The organism is Flintibacter muris (assembly GCF_943192995.1).
GTDB lineage: Bacteria > Bacillota > Clostridia > Oscillospirales > Oscillospiraceae > Lawsonibacter > Lawsonibacter muris.
Map to the genome: position 1 here is coordinate 51,788 of NZ_CALPCP010000023.1, position 15,918 is coordinate 67,705.

14 protein-coding genes, 3 tRNA genes and 1 pseudogene are annotated in these 15,918 nt (G+C 57.4%); 10 read left to right on the forward strand and 8 right to left on the reverse strand.

The features are described from left to right. Window positions 1-40: 40 nt before the first annotated feature. The gene (locus NFS22_RS15730) at window positions 41-301 is read left to right on the forward strand and encodes a hypothetical protein (protein ID WP_251318655.1); all 261 of its coding nucleotides are present in this window, start codon (window positions 41-43) and stop codon (window positions 299-301) included. Window positions 302-497: 196 nt separating this feature from the next. Continuing rightward, on the forward strand, window positions 498-2,711 hold the full coding sequence (locus NFS22_RS23755) for a stage V sporulation T C-terminal domain-containing protein (RefSeq protein ID WP_277614814.1): 2,214 nt from the start codon (window positions 498-500) through the stop codon (window positions 2,709-2,711). Between the two features lie 305 nt (window positions 2,712-3,016). Here the strand turns inward: NFS22_RS23755 and NFS22_RS15745 are convergent, their stop codons facing one another. From NFS22_RS15745 to NFS22_RS15755, 3 genes are all read right to left on the reverse strand, one after another. Beyond that, a complete protein-coding gene (locus NFS22_RS15745; RefSeq protein WP_251318656.1) occupies window positions 3,017-3,922 on the reverse strand; it encodes a 3-hydroxyacyl-CoA dehydrogenase family protein in 906 nt (301 codons plus the stop codon). 364 nt (window positions 3,923-4,286) lie between these two features. After that, a complete protein-coding gene (locus NFS22_RS15750) occupies window positions 4,287-4,790 on the reverse strand; it encodes a GreA/GreB family elongation factor (protein WP_251318657.1) in 504 nt (167 codons plus the stop codon). A gap of 148 nt (window positions 4,791-4,938) precedes the next feature. Then, the gene (locus NFS22_RS15755) at window positions 4,939-6,183 is read right to left on the reverse strand and encodes an adenosylhomocysteinase (RefSeq protein ID WP_251318658.1); all 1,245 of its coding nucleotides are present in this window, start codon (window positions 6,181-6,183) and stop codon (window positions 4,939-4,941) included. Window positions 6,184-6,518: 335 nt separating this feature from the next. Here NFS22_RS15755 and NFS22_RS15760 point away from each other — a divergent pair, with 335 nt between their 5' ends. Next, entirely contained in the window at window positions 6,519-7,295 is a 777-nt protein-coding gene (locus tag NFS22_RS15760; RefSeq protein ID WP_251318659.1) for an enoyl-CoA hydratase-related protein, read from the forward strand. 55 nt (window positions 7,296-7,350) lie between these two features. Beyond that, window positions 7,351-8,142 (forward strand): AEC family transporter, encoded by a 792-nt coding sequence (locus NFS22_RS15765; protein ID WP_251318660.1) that lies wholly within the window; start codon window positions 7,351-7,353, stop codon window positions 8,140-8,142. 50 nt (window positions 8,143-8,192) lie between these two features. Here NFS22_RS15765 and NFS22_RS15770 read toward each other — a convergent pair. From NFS22_RS15770 to NFS22_RS15780, 3 genes and pseudogenes are all read right to left on the reverse strand, one after another. Then, a pseudogene (locus NFS22_RS15770) lies at window positions 8,193-8,450 on the reverse strand (Hpt domain-containing protein); the annotation flags it as partial. Next, window positions 8,447-9,985, reverse strand: coding sequence for an HD-GYP domain-containing protein (locus NFS22_RS15775; RefSeq protein ID WP_251318661.1), 1,539 nt, complete (start codon window positions 9,983-9,985; stop codon window positions 8,447-8,449). The gene NFS22_RS15775 and the pseudogene NFS22_RS15770, both read right to left, overlap by 4 nt. Before the next feature lie 5 nt (window positions 9,986-9,990). After that, entirely contained in the window at window positions 9,991-12,546 is a 2,556-nt protein-coding gene (locus NFS22_RS15780) for a hybrid sensor histidine kinase/response regulator (RefSeq protein WP_251318662.1), read from the reverse strand. A gap of 264 nt (window positions 12,547-12,810) precedes the next feature. Between NFS22_RS15780 and asnS the strand changes: the two genes are divergently transcribed. Genes asnS through NFS22_RS15795 form a run of 3 tightly spaced genes read left to right on the forward strand, consistent with a single transcriptional unit; the run spans window position 12,811 to window position 14,611 of the window. Beyond that, window positions 12,811-14,205, forward strand: a complete 1,395-nt coding sequence (asnS, locus tag NFS22_RS15785; protein WP_251318663.1) for an asparagine--tRNA ligase — start codon at window positions 12,811-12,813, stop codon at window positions 14,203-14,205. Between the two features lie 11 nt (window positions 14,206-14,216). Then, the gene (locus tag NFS22_RS15790) at window positions 14,217-14,360 is read left to right on the forward strand and encodes a hypothetical protein (protein WP_251318664.1); all 144 of its coding nucleotides are present in this window, start codon (window positions 14,217-14,219) and stop codon (window positions 14,358-14,360) included. Next, window positions 14,357-14,611 carry a helix-hairpin-helix domain-containing protein gene (locus NFS22_RS15795; RefSeq protein WP_251318665.1) on the forward strand — a complete coding sequence of 85 codons (255 nt, stop codon included), beginning with the start codon at window positions 14,357-14,359 and terminating at the stop codon, window positions 14,609-14,611. The genes NFS22_RS15790 and NFS22_RS15795 overlap by 4 nt, the downstream gene beginning before the upstream one ends. A 65-nt stretch (window positions 14,612-14,676) precedes the next feature. Here the strand turns inward: NFS22_RS15795 and NFS22_RS24115 are convergent, their stop codons facing one another. After that, window positions 14,677-14,850 (reverse strand): transposase, encoded by a 174-nt coding sequence (locus NFS22_RS24115; protein ID WP_420908877.1) that lies wholly within the window; start codon window positions 14,848-14,850, stop codon window positions 14,677-14,679. Then, the gene (locus NFS22_RS15800; RefSeq protein WP_251318666.1) at window positions 14,825-15,166 is read right to left on the reverse strand and encodes an IS5 family transposase; all 342 of its coding nucleotides are present in this window, start codon (window positions 15,164-15,166) and stop codon (window positions 14,825-14,827) included. The genes NFS22_RS24115 and NFS22_RS15800 overlap by 26 nt, the downstream gene beginning before the upstream one ends. Before the next feature lie 306 nt (window positions 15,167-15,472). On the opposite strand from NFS22_RS15800, the gene NFS22_RS15805 reads away from it, so the two are divergent. The 3 genes from NFS22_RS15805 (at window position 15,473) to NFS22_RS15815 (ending at window position 15,752) form a co-directional block, all read left to right on the forward strand. After that, window positions 15,473-15,549, forward strand: a tRNA-Met gene (locus tag NFS22_RS15805). Between the two features lie 37 nt (window positions 15,550-15,586). Continuing rightward, window positions 15,587-15,661: transfer RNA gene (locus NFS22_RS15810), tRNA-Glu, on the forward strand. A 15-nt stretch (window positions 15,662-15,676) separates the two neighbouring features. Then, window positions 15,677-15,752 (forward strand) — tRNA-Val (locus tag NFS22_RS15815). Window positions 15,753-15,918: the final 166 nt, after the last annotated feature.

The window sequence follows — 15,918 nt, forward strand, 5'->3', positions numbered from 1 at the left end:
GCGGAAAATACTGGCAGGGAGAAAGGAGTGTGATGCGGCGTTGGAGATTCATGTCAGGGACGGCAGCAAGCTGGTGGAGGTCTGGCTCACCAATTCCGAAAAGCGGGACGCGAAGCTGCGGGAACGACTCAAGCTGCTGTACCGGGAGTACAAGGAGAAGGACTACCTGGTGGCGGTGTTTGAGTCGGGAACGCAGGATCTGACGGAGCTGACCAGCGGCTTGCTCTGCGACCACCGCCGGCGCAGCGCCCAGCGGGAAGTGACGCTGGAGCGGCAGGGGGGGATGGTCATGGGGCTGTGACTCCAGCTGACAACTGACAACCCACGCGGGCTGACCGGGCTGAATGGCCGCGGCCCCCTCGCCCGCGTTTTCTGAGGTTGGGGCGTTTCCTGCCCTGGCCTCTTTTTGATATTGCCTTGTGCGAAGAGATGTGATACAATATTATCTAAAATCAGAAGAATAAATAGAATCAAGATGGACAAAAAGGGTGAAGCAAATGATCGAAAAATTTCACATCGCCGGTTACTGCCGCATCTCAGTAGATGAAGAGCTGGACCGGGACAACACATCCATCGAGAACCAGAAAGCCATCATTGAGGACTTCGTGAGGCAAAAATTTCCCGACTCCACCCCGACCTTTTATGAGGACCGGGACAAGTCCGGATACACCTTTGACCAGCGGCCCGGCTACCAGAAAATGCGCCGGGAACTGATGGACCACCGAAAGGACATCCTCATCATCAAGGACTTCTCCCGCTTCTCCCGCAGGAACAGCCGGGGGTTGGTGGAGTTGGAGGACCTGCGGGACGCAGGCGTTCGGATCATCTCCATCGGGGACAACATCGACTTCCCCAACGATGATGACTGGCTGAAAATTCAGTTCCAGTTCCTCATCAACGAGATGCCTGTCACCGACACCAGTAAGAAGGTGAAATCTGTCATCAAGCGCCGCCAACAGGACGGCAAGTGGCTCTGCGCTGCCCCCTACGGCTACATCATCAACCCCCGACAGGAGTTCGAGATCGTCCCTACCGAGGCGGAGATCGTCCGGCGGATTTTCCAGCTCTACATCGACGGCTGGGGGTATAAAAAAATCGCCAACTACCTCACCGATCAAGGCGTTCCCACCCCGCGGATGACCGAGCGGGAGCGGAAGGAGGCGGCGGGCAAGGAGTACAAGCGCGGCGTACGGCCGGAGTGGGCCATTGTCACGGTGCAGGGCATCATCGACAACGACTTCTACATCGGCACCCTCCGCCAGGGCAAATACACCCGGAAAAAGATCAACGGCAGGGACGTGAGGCGGGACGAGCTGGAGCACATCGTCATTGAGCACCACCACCAGACCATCATCGACTACCGCACTTTCGCCACAGCGAAAGCCCTGCGGGAGAGCCGCTCCACCGCCCACTATCGGGGGCAGAAGAAGTACGACAACACCTACTCCGGCTTCCTGGAGTGCGGCGACTGCGGCTCCCCCATGTTTGCCATGAGCCGCCGGGACATCAAGGACGCCTACCGCTGCGGAACCTACCACCGCCGGGGGCTGAAGGGCTGTACCAGCCACCACATCCGGGTGGACAAGCTGGACGAACTGGTGAAGCTCTATGTGCAAAAGGTAAAAGATAACTCCGCCGCCATGCTGGACCGGCTGAACGCCGACCTGGCCAGGGAGCAGGAGGACGTGGCGGAGACCCAGCGGGCGGCGGAGAACCTGGAGGCCACGCTCCTGGACCTCCAGGAGGAGCTGAAAGCCACCAAGCGCCAGCGGATCCGGGATGTGATGAAGCACCCGGAGCAGGAGGCCACCCTGGACGAGACCTACGACGAGCTGGAGAGCGACCTGGTGCGGCGGATGGAGGGTGTCCAGCACCAGATCGACCTGACCCAGGACAAGAAAAACACGATTATCCGGGTAAACCGGGTTGCAAAAACCGCCCTGGAGGTCTTTGATGACATTCTGAACAAGCCCAAGCTGGACCGGAACGACCTCCAGCTGATGATTCAGAAGATCAAGGTCTATGAGGACCACATTGAGGTGCTGCTGAAAACGGACATTGACAGCATCTTGAGAAGCGGAGAACTGCCCGCAGGAGCGGACGTCCTCGGCGGTTTGTCACCGGCGGAAAAAGCAGTTGCGGCAATGGGGCCCGCCTCCATTCCCCTGGAAGTTCCAAAGAGCCCCTATGAGATACAAATTACCCAGGAATCCGACCGCCACCGGGGCAAAGTTTTCACTGTCAAGGTTATCGGTGAGGGCGACCCCCTGGAGATATACACCGACAAGGAAGGCGGTGTCATTTTTAAAAAGTATTCCCTGATGGGCGGGCTGGTGGACTTTGCCGGCCAGCTGTGCGAAACCCTGAACCGCACCACCGGCCAGGTGACAGTGATCACCGACCGGGACAGCTGTATCGCCGTGGCGGGCGTCCCCCGACGGGAGCTGGCGGAAAAGGCCATCTCCCCCGAGATGGAGCGGCTGATGGAGGGCCGGCAGGTCTATCAGTACAAGCCGGGGGAGGAGACCATCCCCCTGTGCGCCGACAGCGAGAAGTACTCCCTGGCCACCGCCGCCCCCATTCTGTCTGAGGGGGATGTGCTGGGCTGCGTCCTCTTCGCGGGCACCGCCGGCAAGCTCACCGGCGGAGAGGTGGAATACAAGCTGGTGCAGTCCATTGCCGGCTTTTTGGGGCGGCATATGGAGAGCTGAATGGTGAAATACCCGAAACCGGGGGCGGCTTGCGCTGTTCCCTGACAGAAGTATCTACGATTTGGGAAGTTTCCTGGCAGGAATTGCGATGAGATTTTCTGTTGGAGGCTTTGCCCTTATCCAAAAGATCCTCACTCTTAAGATGGAAGCCGCTTCTGAATAGAAGCGGCTTTCGTCTTTGCGGTACATGGCCAGATCAAGTTCAAGCAAGTACATCAATTATCAAGGCGCAAAAATCTCCACTGTTATTTAGCTAAAGATTTATGGCTGTACTAAAGCGAATTTCAAACGGGATACATTTGTATTTACCGAGCCAGGCTCTGGAAATGAGTGAGGACGGGGTTGACGCCGGTCTTTTTGCCGTTCTCGTAGGTATAGAAGCCCGCGCCGCTCTTGCGGCCCAGGAAGCCGGAGACCACCAGCTTGCGCAGCAGCAGGGAGGGGGCATATTTGGAGCCGATTTCCTTTTCCATGGTGGTCATCACGTCCAGCAGAATGTCCAGGCCAATCATGTCGGCCAGCTCCAGGGGGCCCATGGGATGGTTGCAGCCCAGCTTCATTCCGTTGTCCATCTCCTCCACTGAGCCGATGTAGGAGCCCACAATCACACAGGCCTCGTTGAGCATAGGCAGCAGGGCCCGGTTGACGATAAAGCCCGGCTTGTCGTCAGCCTGGATAAGGGTCTTGCCCATCTTCTCGCCCACCTCTTTTACGGCGTCCAGCACCTCCTGGGTAGTGAGCAGGCCGAAGATAACCTCACACAGCTTCATCCGGGGCACGGGGGAGAAAAAGTGCATACCCACCACCTGGGAGGGCCGCTTGGTAGCGGCGGCCAGGGCGGTCAGGGAGATGGAGGAGGTGTTGGAGGCAAAAATGGTATGCTGGGGGCAGATATCCTCCAGGGAGGCGAAGACCGCCTGTTTGGCCTTCAGGTCCTCGATAATGGCCTCAATGACCAGGTCAGCCTGCCGGGCGCCCTCCAGGGTGACGTCGTAGGTGAGACGGGCCAGGGCGGCGTCCCGGTCCTCCGCGGTCATGCGGCCCTTCTCCACATCACGGTTCAGGGCCTTTTCAATGTTGGCCTTGGCCCGGTCCAGGGCCTCCTGCCGCTGGTCGTTCAGGGTGACGGTGTAGCCGCTGGTAACAGCGTTCTGGGCGATACCGCTGCCCATCAGGCCGGCGCCTACCACAAAAATGTTCTGGATAGCCATAGTTCTTTCTCCTTTTCATTCAATTCTAATCGGTTTTCCGGCCAACCCCCGCCCTTCCAGCTGCGGTGACAGCCTTGATTGGGCCTATCATAGCACATCAATCAACGCAAGTCTCAGCGTAAATGGGCTTAAAATCTGCGGATATTAACCTTATACTTATTGTATTTCTTGCTCTACTTGATAAACCGGCTGGCTGCCTGCAACAGAACGCACCACTTTTCTGCGGGCGGCCACAGGCCGCCCCTGCGGGTCCGGTGCCAACAATTTTGGAGGTTGCTATAGAAACGCGCCTTCCCCCTTTTGGGGGAAGGCGCATAGATTGTCAACAAAGCCTCCCTCTTTGAGGCAGCCCAAATGGAAATCTTCAAAACCTGTTCAGCGCGGCGGAGCCGTCGTCCTGGCCCTTCACAATAGAGCGGACCTGGGCCCAGTAGCCGAAGTCCTTGTTTACCTGGACATAGAACCGGTCCCCCACCTTCCTCCCCATCAGGGCGGAGCCCATGGGGCTCTCCTTGCTGATCAGGCCGTGGCTCACATTCTGCCGTACGGTGGTTACCACCTGCCAGGTTTCCTCCTCCTCGTCCTCCTCCAGCCAGATAGTCACCTTGTCATACAGGCCCACCGTGTCATTGTCGGAGCTGTCCTCAATGATCCGGGCGGTTTTAATCATGTTTTCCAGATAGCGGATGCGGCTTTCATTCTTGTTTTTCTCCTGCTTGGCCGCCTTGTACTCAAAATTTTCGCTTAGATCGCCAAAGCCCCGGGCGATTTTGACTTCCTCCAGCAGCTGAGGCCGGAGGGTGATGCGGCGGTAGTCCAGCTCCTCCCGCATTTTTTTAATGTCGGTCTTTGTCAATTCGTTGTGCATTTGAGTTCTCCTGTTCCATGCAGAGTCTATGCCTCCCCCTTTATGGGGGAGGTGGCCGCGAAGCGGCCGGAGGGGGAGTTCCAGGTCACATCCCACCTCAGTCAGCCTTCGGCTGACAGCGCCCTCACAAGGAGGAGGCGTTTCCCTTTTACGCCTCCCAACCGGCCAGATAGGCTTTCTGGTCCTCAGTCAACTCGTCAATGGACAGGCCCATGGCGGCCAGCTTCACCCGCGCGATCTGGTCGTCGATCTCGTCAGGGACGATATAGACCTTTTTCTCCAGGCCCTCCTGATGCTTGACCAGCCACTCCAGGGACAGGGCCTGGACGGCGAAGGACATGTCCATAATCTCGGCGGGGTGGCCGTTGCCTCCGGCCAGGTTGACCAGCCGGCCTTCGGCCAGCACATTCAGTACCCGGCCGTCGGGCAGCTTAAAGCCCTCGATATTCTGGCGGCGGGGGAAGGTTTCAATGGACATAGCCCGCAGCGCGGCTACGTCCACCTCGCAGTCGAAGTGGCCGGAGTTGCACAGCACGGCGTTATTCTTCATCATCTTAAAGTGCCGCTCCACAATCACGTCCTTGCAGCCGGTGGCGGTGACAAAGATATCGCCGATTTTTGCCGCCTCGTCCATGGACATCACTCGGAAATTTTCCATGGTGGCGTCCAGGGCCTTGAAGGGGTCAACCTCGGTGACCACTACGTTGGCCCCCATCCCCTTGGCCCGCATGGCAATACCCTTGCCGCACCAGCCGTAGCCGGCCACCACCACCGTTTTGCCCGCCACGATCAGGTTGGTGGTGTGCATGATGGCGTCCCAGGTGGACTGGCCGGTGCCGTATTTGTTGTCATAGTAGTGCTTGGCCTTGGCGTCGTTGACGGCCATCATGGGGCAGGGCAGAATGCCCTCCCGCTCCCGGGCGTGGAGGCGGTGGATGCCGGTGGTGGTCTCCTCACAGCCGCCGATGAGCCGGTCGCCGTACTGGGCGCACTTGCCGCCCAGCAGATTAATCAGGTCACCGCCGTCGTCCACGATCAGGTGGGGGCGGCACTTCAGGGTCTCCACCAGCAGATTTTCATACTCCTCCATGTTCACTCCGTGAACGCCGTAGGTGGCCACGCCGGAGTCAGCCACGGCGGCGGCCACATCGTCCTGGGTGGACAGGGGGTTGCAGCCCGTCAGGTGGACCTCGGCGCCCCCCTCCCGGAGGACCAGCCCCAGGTTGGCGGTCTTGGCCTCCAGATGGACAGACACAGCGATGGTCAGCCCTGCAAAGGGCTTTTCCCGGCGGAAGCGCTCCTCAATACCGCTGAGGGCAGGCATAAAGTCCCGCACCCACTGGATTTTCTGGTGGCCCGAGGGGGCCAGGGACATATCTTTGACAATACTCATGGTAATCCTCCTTGTTTGATAATCCCTTTTGTAGTGGGAAATTGGTATCATTTCTATCTTAGCACAATTTGTCATCCAGGAAAAGAAAAATTTTGCAAAGAGCATATATGATAGCAATAGGACACTTCTCTATAGCACAGAAATCAATTTTCGAAAACCCCGCCGTATTTGTAGGGCGGGACGACTCGGCCCGCCGCTGATTGGCAGCTTTTGTGGACGGCGCGCCCTACAGTGCCAAAATTGATTTCCCTGCTGCTATAGAACTTGTTCTTGCCCTTTCTCCAAATATCCGCTATAATGGAGGCACCATCCAAATAACAAGGAGGAATTTTCCTATGGCTTTTGTAGAACTGGAGAAGAAGGGCGCGGTTGGTGTTATCACCATGAACCGGCCTGAGGCCCTGAACGCACTGAACAAGCAGACACTGGAGGACCTGAACACCGTGCTGGACCAGGTGGAGAATGACCCTGAGATCCTGGTGGCCATTGTCACCGGGGCTGGACGGTCCTTTGTGGCCGGAGCGGATATCGGCCAGATGTCCGGCTTTACCGCCGTGGAGGGCAAGGCCTTCGGCGCTTATGGCAACGGGGTCTTTCTGAAGCTGGAAAACCTGACCAAGCCCACCATCGCCGCCGTCAACGGCTTTGCTTTGGGAGGCGGCTGCGAGCTGTCTATGGCCTGCGACATCCGTCTGGCCAGCGACAAGGCCAAGTTTGGCCAGCCCGAGGTAGGCCTGGGCATCACCCCCGGCTTTGGCGGCACCCAGCGTCTGGCCCGGATTGTGGGAGTGTCCAACGCCATGGAACTGATTCTCACCGCCAAAACCATCAAGGCAGAGGAGGCTGAGCGCATTGGCCTGGTCAGCCACGTCTACCCCGCTGAGGAGCTGATGGACAAGGCCCTTGAGCTGGCCAACGCCATCGCCGCCAACGCTCAGGTGGCGGTGCGGCAGTCCAAGGCGGCCATCCGCCGGGGGATGCAGACCGATATGGCCACCGGCGCCGCCTTTGAGGCTGAGGCTTTTGGCCTGTGCTTTGCCACTGAGGACCAGAAGGACGCTATGAAGGCCTTTGTCAACAAAGAGAAGGTCACCGCCTTTAAAAACCGCTAAAATAGAAAAGCCGCCGGCGGGTTTCCGCCGGCGGCTTGCTGTGGAGATGATTGTCATGGACCTTACCGTCCTGTTTTCCAATCTGGTAGGGCTGTTCCTGTTGATCGGAGTGGGCTTTTTCGCTGTCCGGGCCAAGCTGCTCCCCGTTGAAATATCCAAGCCCTTGAGCACCCTGCTGATGAAAATTACCGTCCCCGCCACCATTATTACATCCATGCTCCGTCCCTTCGACCCGGGCTTTATGCGCCTGGGACTGTCCATAGTTGCGGTGGGTATGGTCATGTTTCCGCTGTTCAGCGTGCTGTCTCTGGGGCTGTCAAAGCTGCTGCGGGTGCCCCAGGGGCGGCGGGGAATGTGGTGCTGCTGCGCCACCTTCTGCAACAACGGCTTTATGGGCTTTCCGGTGGCGCTGGCCCTTTTCGGAGAGGAGGGGCTGGCGCTGACGGTAATGCTGTCCATCCCTTTCAACCTGCTGATGTACAGCGTGGGGGCCAAAATGGTATGTATGGACTGCGACGGCCAGACTAAGCCGCTCTCCTGGGGACGGGCTATTTTGAATCTGGTCAATTTGTCCATGGCAGTGGGATTGCTGCTGTATATCACCCAATTCCAGCTGCCCCAGGCTATCCTCGCTCCGCTGGGGTACCTGTCCGATGCCACCACTCCGCTGTCCATGATTGTAACGGGGATCAATCTGTCCCAGGGCAGACTGTCTGACGTAGTGCGGGACCGGGACGCTTTGACCTCCTCCTTGGCGCGGCTGCTGGTTTTCCCTGTGCTGGCCTGGGCACTGATGAGGCTGGCGCCCGGACTGGACGCTCTGGTGGTGGGGGCGGTCTGTGCGTAGTCGGCCTCCACGGTGGGGAACAGCTGGGCTGCCAGGGCGTAATCCTTGGTCCGGAGGGCCTCGGTGAGCTCGTGGCTGGACTGGTACAGCTTGGTAAAGCTGAGGTTTTGGGAGACACCCTTCAAGGTGTGGGCGGCACGGAAGGCCTCGTCGTAGTTTTCCGCCTTCAGGGAGTCCTCCAGCAGCTGGAAGGAGGGGTCGGACAGGAACTTGCCCACAAACCGCTGTACCAGCGACTCACTGTACAGGCGGCCCAACACCTCCTGATAGTCGCCCCCCAGGGCGGCGTAGCACTCTTGAATGGTCATTGAATGTCCTCCTTTTCCTCACGTTCTGCTATCTTTCCGATGGCTCCGGTATATTCGGGGGGCTCCTCAGAGGACCACATGGCCCGGCAGATCAGGTGGACGGGGCGGAGCCGGCCGTCCAGCCGGAGGTCGCAGTCAAATTCTACCACCGGCTGATCGGGCGTGGTGGACTGCAATAGCTGAGCCAGCTCAGCCAGCTGGTCCGGATTGGCCATTTCCTGCACCTGCTTGTTGTGATAGGGGTCCGTGGTGGTCTCCTCCAGGCCCAGGCGCTCTATGCCCAGGGGGGAGAGGGTAAGTATAGAGGGGTTGGATGTATATTCAAACAGAATCTGCTGGGATATGGAGATAAAGAAGTGGTTGATTGTCCGCTCCTGCTCCAGGATACGCAGGGTGTGGTCGGTGGTGGACAGCTCCTCATACTGTGCCAGCTCCACCGCAGTGTTCTCCATCACCCGCTGGTCGCCTCGGGTGATGGTGTCTACAGCCATCTCCTGCTGGATGATATCGCTGCTCTCCACCAGACACTCCAGCAGAAGGGGCTGGAAGGCGCCGCACTCCCCGTTGAGGATCATGGACAGGGCCTTTTCATGGGAGTGGGCCGGCTTATACACCCGGACGCTGGTCAGCGCGTCGTACACATCGGCCAGGGAGACCACCTGGGCGGAGATGGGGATATCCTCGCCCACCAGCCTGTCGGGATAGCCCCGGCCGTCGTACCGCTCGTGGTGCCAGCGGCAGATCTCGTAGGCGTATTTCACCAGCGGCTCATCCTGGAAGGGGACGCCCTTCATCATGTCCGCACCCATCTGGGAATGCTGCTTCATAATGGCGAACTCCTCGTCGGTAAACTTGCCCGGCTTGTTGAGGATTTCGCTGGGGATGCAGATTTTGCCCACATCGTGCAGGGTGGAGGCGTTGCTGATCAGATTGATGGTCTCACGGTCCAGCTTGTATTTGTCCGTTTTGCGCATCAGGCTTTTCAGCAGGATCTCTGTCATGGTCTGGATGTGGAGCACATGCAGGCCGCTCTCCTCATTGCGGAACTCCACAATGTGGCTGAGGATGGAGATCATCAGGTTGCTGACCTTTTCCTTTTGATAGATCTGCTCGTTTACCATTGCTGCCAGCCGGCGCTGCTTGGCGTAGAGCATAATGGTATTGATGGTACGCCGCCGCACGGTTTCAATGTTGAACGGGCGCCTGATAAAGTCGATCACGCCCATATCATAGGCCTGCTTGAGGAGGGTGGAATCGTTCTCCGCCGTAATCATAATGACAGGCACGCTGTCGATCCAGTTGTACTTCTGCATGTCGTCCAGCACACCGAAGCCGTCTTTATAGGGCATGTTGAAATCCAGCAGAAGCAGAGAAATCTCGTGCTCCCTCTGCTGGAGAATAGTTACCGCCTGCTCGCCGTCCTCGGCCTCGATGACATCGTAGGTGTCCTCCAGAATGGCGCGCAGAAGATCACGGTTGATTTCCGCGTCGTCGGCAATCAAAATAGTGTAGCGCTGTTCTCTTTTTGGCGTCATAGGGCTCACTCCCCCTCTGTAGGTATTTTGTTCTGGGCGACTTTGCGCTCGGCCATCAGTTTGGTCAAGGTAGTACACAGCTGTTCAATATTGATGGGCTTGGCCAGGTGGGCGTCCATGCCCACCTGGGTGGTGCGGGTGATGTCTTCGGCAAAGGCGTTGGCCGTCAGGGCAATGATGGGCACCTGCCGGGTGTCGGGCCGGTCCAGGGCCCGGATGGCCTGGGTGGCCTGGCAGCCGTCCATATCGGGCATCTGCATATCCATCAAAACCGCGTCGAAGAAGAAGGGATCAGACGCCTGGAATGCCTCCAGCGCCTTTCGCCCGTCCTCCGCGGGGGTTACATCAGCCCCCCGCATTTTCAGCAGCTCGGTGGCAATCTCCATGTTCAGCAGATTGTCCTCAGCCAGCAGGATGCGCTTTCCCTCCAAAGGAATCAGCTCCTGGGGCTCGTGTTCCGGTTCGGAGAGGGGGAATTCACTGGCGTCGAAGGGGATGGTCACCGAGAAGGTAGTCCCCCGGCCCAGGGCGCTGCTTACAGCGATCTGCCCGCCCATGCGGGTGACCAAATTTTTCACAATGGGCATGCCCAGGCCGGTGCCCATTACCTCCTTGGCCCCAAAGCGGACCTCCCGCTCATAGGGGTCGAAGAGCTTTGGCAAAAAGTCCTCGGACATACCGGCACCGGTGTCCTCCACTACAAAGAGGTAGTTGTTCCGCTTGCCCTCGTCCATCTGGCGCAGGGTGACGCTCAGACTGTCCCCCTCCCGGGTAAATTTCATGGAGTTGGACACCAGATTATTGATAATCTGGCCCAGCCGGGCAGGGTCGCCCTTGACCAGCTGGTTTTTGACGTCTACGGACACCTGGAAATTCTTATTCTGGGTCTTTGCCTGAGTCAGGAAGGGGGACAGGCAGGTGTTCAGGGTCTGCACCAAGTCGAAGGGCTTGATCTCCATGGAGACGTTACCCTGTTCCAGGCGGGAAATTTCCAGAATATCGTTGATGAGGGCCAGCAGCTGCTGGCTGGCGGCGCCAATTTTGTTCAGATAATCCCTGACCTTCTCCGGCTCGCAGTCAGACTGCAGGGCCAGGCCGGTCATCCCAATGATGATATTCAGGGGGGTGCGCATGTCGTGGCTCATCACCGAGAAGAACTGCTGCTGAGATTTTTCGCTCTGCTCCGCAGCGGACAGGGCCCCTTTCAGCAGCCGCACCTGCCGCTGCTGCTCCTCCTTCTCATTTTCCACATCCCGGAAGCAAATTACCGCCTCGTTGGGGATCTTCTTCGGGTCGGTGAGCATACGTACGCTGATCCAGCGCTCCTCATCACCAGACTTCCGCAAAAACTCACCGCCGAAGTCCCGGGTGTCCTGGTGCACCAGCCGTCTGATATTTTTCAGGGAGAAGTTGTTGGCAAACTCTTCGCCCGTCCACTCGTCCAGCTGAGAGAGGATAATACGCAGCAGGTCGTCATAGCGGCCCAACTCCTCCCCCAGCTCCTGGATAACAAAGTCAGAGCCCTTGGTCATCTCGTAGATGCCGGTTTCAACATTGACACGGTAGATGGCGTAGTACATATCGCCCAGCACCTGCACCGTTTCGGAGGTGCGCTTGGCGGTCCGGCTGAGCTTGCGGTCCCGCAGCCACATGGCCACGGCAATCAGCACAATCAGCCCCAGACCAACGCCGTAATACACCAGGATATTCTGTACACCCTGGAGCAGCGTGTCATAGGGGACGGTGAGGATACACAGCCAGCCGTTATCGGTGTGCTGGTAATACAGTCCCCGGGTCAGATGCTGCATGCCCACAATCTCGTTATCCTTGCCGTCCAGCTCGCCCCGGTTGACCCGGTCGAAGAGATTTTTGGTATAGACCTGCAGATCACTCTCATCGGCCTGGAAGGGTATATTATAATACAGCAGATTGCCCTGTTTGTCCAGCACATAATAGGCGCCGCCCACTGGCAGCTCCTGCACGGTGTGGTTGGCCCGGAAGTGGCTCAAAGGCACGTCAAATGCCACTGCGTTGTCGCTTCCGGCGGCGGAAACGGCAACGGTGACCGCCATCTGCCCGTCATAGGCGTCGCTGGCATAGGCGTCGGTATAAATAACCTTGCCCTCTGCCGCCATGGCCTGCTGATACCAAGGCTGAGTTTTGAAATCGCAATCCCGACTGCGAATCCCGCCTGCGGAGATGACCTGTCCGTCCCGCACGGCGTAGATATCCAGACTGCTGGCACTGATCAGGGTGGTGCTCTTTTCAAAAAAATCCACCAGCCATTCTTCAAACTCGGCCGCAGTTGCTCCCTGTCCGTCCATGTCCTCCAGATAATACATGGCCATAGTCAGGATACGGTCATATTCGCTGAGCTGGTTGTTCTCGTCGTTGGAATAGCTGGTTACCAGGTTTTTGCCCATGGTTCTGGCGTTGTCCAGCAGCAGCTGCTGGCTGACAATCATCCCCACCGCCGCCACCGCAACAAACAGACCCAATGCCCAGAGGACCCGCCAGCTGCTCCATTGACTGAGAGCGCGGTGGCCCTTGTTGTGTCGCATTTCGTTTCACTCCTTCATCAAACAGGACCTTGAACGGTTTACAGACGTCCCCCCAGATCATAGGGGCAGACAGTCGCTCAGGCTATAGTATAGCATATCGATTCTATGTTGTCAAAAGATTCACGCTGTTATTTTGCCGAAAATAACTCTGCCCCAGGCACTTGCCAAAGGAGTGAAAAGGCATTATAATAGGGAAGTCTTGACACAGGACCGGCCCGATTTTACGCCGGACCGACGATTTTTCACGATTTGGAGAGGATCAATATGGAACGCACCACTATCGCCGCCATTTTTAACCACCAGGAGCGCCTGGACGGCCAGAACGTCACCGTGATGGGCTGGGCCCGGACCATCCGGGACATGAAAACTTTCGGTTTTATTGAGCTCAACGACGGCTCCTGCTTTAAAAACCTTCAAGTGGTTATGGATGCCAACGTTTTGGACAACTATAAGGAGATCGCCGGGCAGAACGTGGGGGCCGCCCTTGTCGTTCAGGGGACGGTGGTGCTTACCCCCGGGGCCAAGCAGCCCCTGGAGGTGAAGGCCGCCTCCATCGCCGTGGAGGGTCCCTCCGCCCCTGAGTACCCCCTTCAGAAAAAGCGCCACAGTGTGGAGTTTCTGCGCACTATTCAGCACCTGCGGCCCAGGACCAACCTGTTCTCTGCCGCCTTCCGTGTGCGCTCGGTGGCTGCCCACGCCGTCCACTGCTTCTTCCAGGACCGGGGCTTTGTCTATGTCCACACCCCCATCATCACTGGCTCTGACTGTGAGGGGGCCGGGGAGATGTTCCAGGTGACCACCCTGGACCTGAACAATCCCCCCCGCACTCCCAACGGTGACGTGGACTACACCAAGGACTTTTTCGGCAAGCAGACCAGCCTCACCGTCTCTGGCCAGCTCAACGCCGAGAACTTTGCCATGGCCTTTGGCAATGTGTACACCTTCGGCCCCACCTTCCGGGCGGAGAACTCCAACACCCAGCGCCATGCCGCCGAGTTCTGGATGATTGAGCCGGAGATGGCCTTTGCCGACCTCACCGACTATATGGACACCGCCGAGGCTATGATTAAGCATATCATTACCACCGTGCTGGACAAGTGCCCCGACGAGATCGCCTTCTTCAACTCCTTTGTGGACAAGGGCCTGAAGGAGCGGTTGGAGCATGTGGCCTCCTCTGACTTTGCCCGGGTGAGTTACACCGAGGCGGTGGAAATTTTGAAGAAAAACAATGACAAGTTTGACTTTAAGGTAGAATGGGGCACCGACCTCCAGACCGAGCACGAGCGCTACCTCACCGAGCAGGTGTATAAGCGCCCTGTCTTTGTTACCGATTACCCCAAGGAGATCAAGGCCTTCTATATGCGCCTCAACGACGACGGCAAGACCGTGGCCGCCGCCGACTGTCTGGTCCCCGGCATTGGGGAGATTATCGGCGGCTCCCAGCGTGAGGAGCGGCTGGAGCTGCTGGAGAGCCGGATCAAGGAGCTGGGTATGAACCCGGAGGACTACTGGTGGTACTGCGACCTGCGGCGCTACGGCTCCTGCCGCCACGCGGGCTATGGCATGGGCTTTGAGCGGATGGTGATGTACCTCACCGGCATCAACAACATCCGGGACACTCTGCCCCACCCCCGCACCGTGGGCAACGCGGAGTTTTAAGGAGAAACATCATGTCTTTGCCAGCGAAAAAAGATCGCTACACCTATACGGACTACTTGCAGCGGGAAGGCCCGGAGCGCTTTGAACTGATCGACGGGAAGGCTGTGATGCTGGCTGGCTGTTTTATCGAGCTGAGCAAGGTGCTTCCCACATGAGCAGAAGATCAGAGCTGGAGACCATCCCCGGCGTGGGACCCAACATGGCCCGGCACCTGGAACGGATCGGCTGTCCCACTCTGGAGCTCCTCCGGGTCCAGGACCCGGAGGAGCTCTACCGCCGGGACTGCCTGTCCCAGGGCTGTCAGGTGGACCGCTGCGTGCTGTATGTCTACCGGCTAGCAGTCTACTACGCCAAGCACGGCCAATGTCCGCCAGATAAACCCAACTGGTGGGATTGGAAGGATTGACGGTAACCCTTGACACAGTTAGATGGGTACCTATAAAGCAGTGTACGAGACATCTGCCTTTCGGCTCAGGTCTCTACCTCTTCCAGCAGTTCAACAGCATGGACTGAATCATGGTCATTCCCCGCAGACAGCATGAATTTAACCGGATTTCCCAGCCCATCCACAATGGCATGCAGTTTTGTATTCAACCCGCCTCTGGTTCGCCCGATTGCCTTATCCGCCGTTTTTTCTCCCTCCATTGGCACTTTTGTGAATCTTGATGCAAGTAGAGTCCAAACTCAGGTTTTCCATATCCGCATCTGCGGACAATGCACGAAATACGGCTTCCAATGTGCCATCGTCCCGCCATTTGGCAAATCGGGCGTACACAGACTGCCAGGGGCCATACGCCTCCGGCAGTTCTCGCCACTGGGCTCCACTACGGGCGATCCAGAGCATCCCATTGAGCATTTTCCTATCATCTTTCCGAGGACGGCCCCGCTGCCCTGTCCTTTCTGCCGGAAGTATCGCTTTCACGCGTTCCCATTGTTCTTTTGTCAATTCATACCGTTTCATATACCTATTTTCGCACTTTCAAACGACTTGTACAATATTTATTTTTCAGACAACCCCTAACCAAAGAATACGGCATTACGCCCTCTATGTCAAGACGTGGTAATGCAATGGCTGAGAATTTTTTCTCCATTCTGAAAACTGAATGCATCTATTTTCCTACCACAGGGGTCTTTTCGTGCTGTCCGCACAACCTGGGGCGGTACACCTGCCCGAAGGGAAAAGAAAAATGAAAATTTTTCAAAAAACAGTTGACAAAAAAGGAGAAATCCGCTATACTGATCCTTGCCCTGTTTGAGGGGCATGAACGGCGGCATAGCTCAGTTGGCTAGAGCACTCGGTTCATACCCGGGGTGTCACTGGTTCAAATCCAGTTGCCGCTACCATGATAAAAATGGACAAGTGTCCGTTTCCATATAAAACGGCCCGGTGGTCAAGCGGTTAAGACTCCGCCCTTTCACGGCGGCAACACGGGTTCGAGTCCCGTCCGGGTCACCACACCGTTTTTGATATGGAGGCATAGCTCAGCCGGTAGAGCGCTCGCCTCACACGCGAGAGGTCACAGATTCGAGTTCTGTTGTCTCCACCAAGAATCACCGTCAAAACCGTTTGGTTTTGACGGTGATTCTTTCTTTTCTCAACTTTTTTAGCGGCTTCCTCAAAATTTCTAACAGATTTCTAAGAAGCTGTACCAATAGGCTAAAGCCTTTTTAACAAAGTGCGAAAAGCGGCAATCATGCAAACCGCCTGAGCAG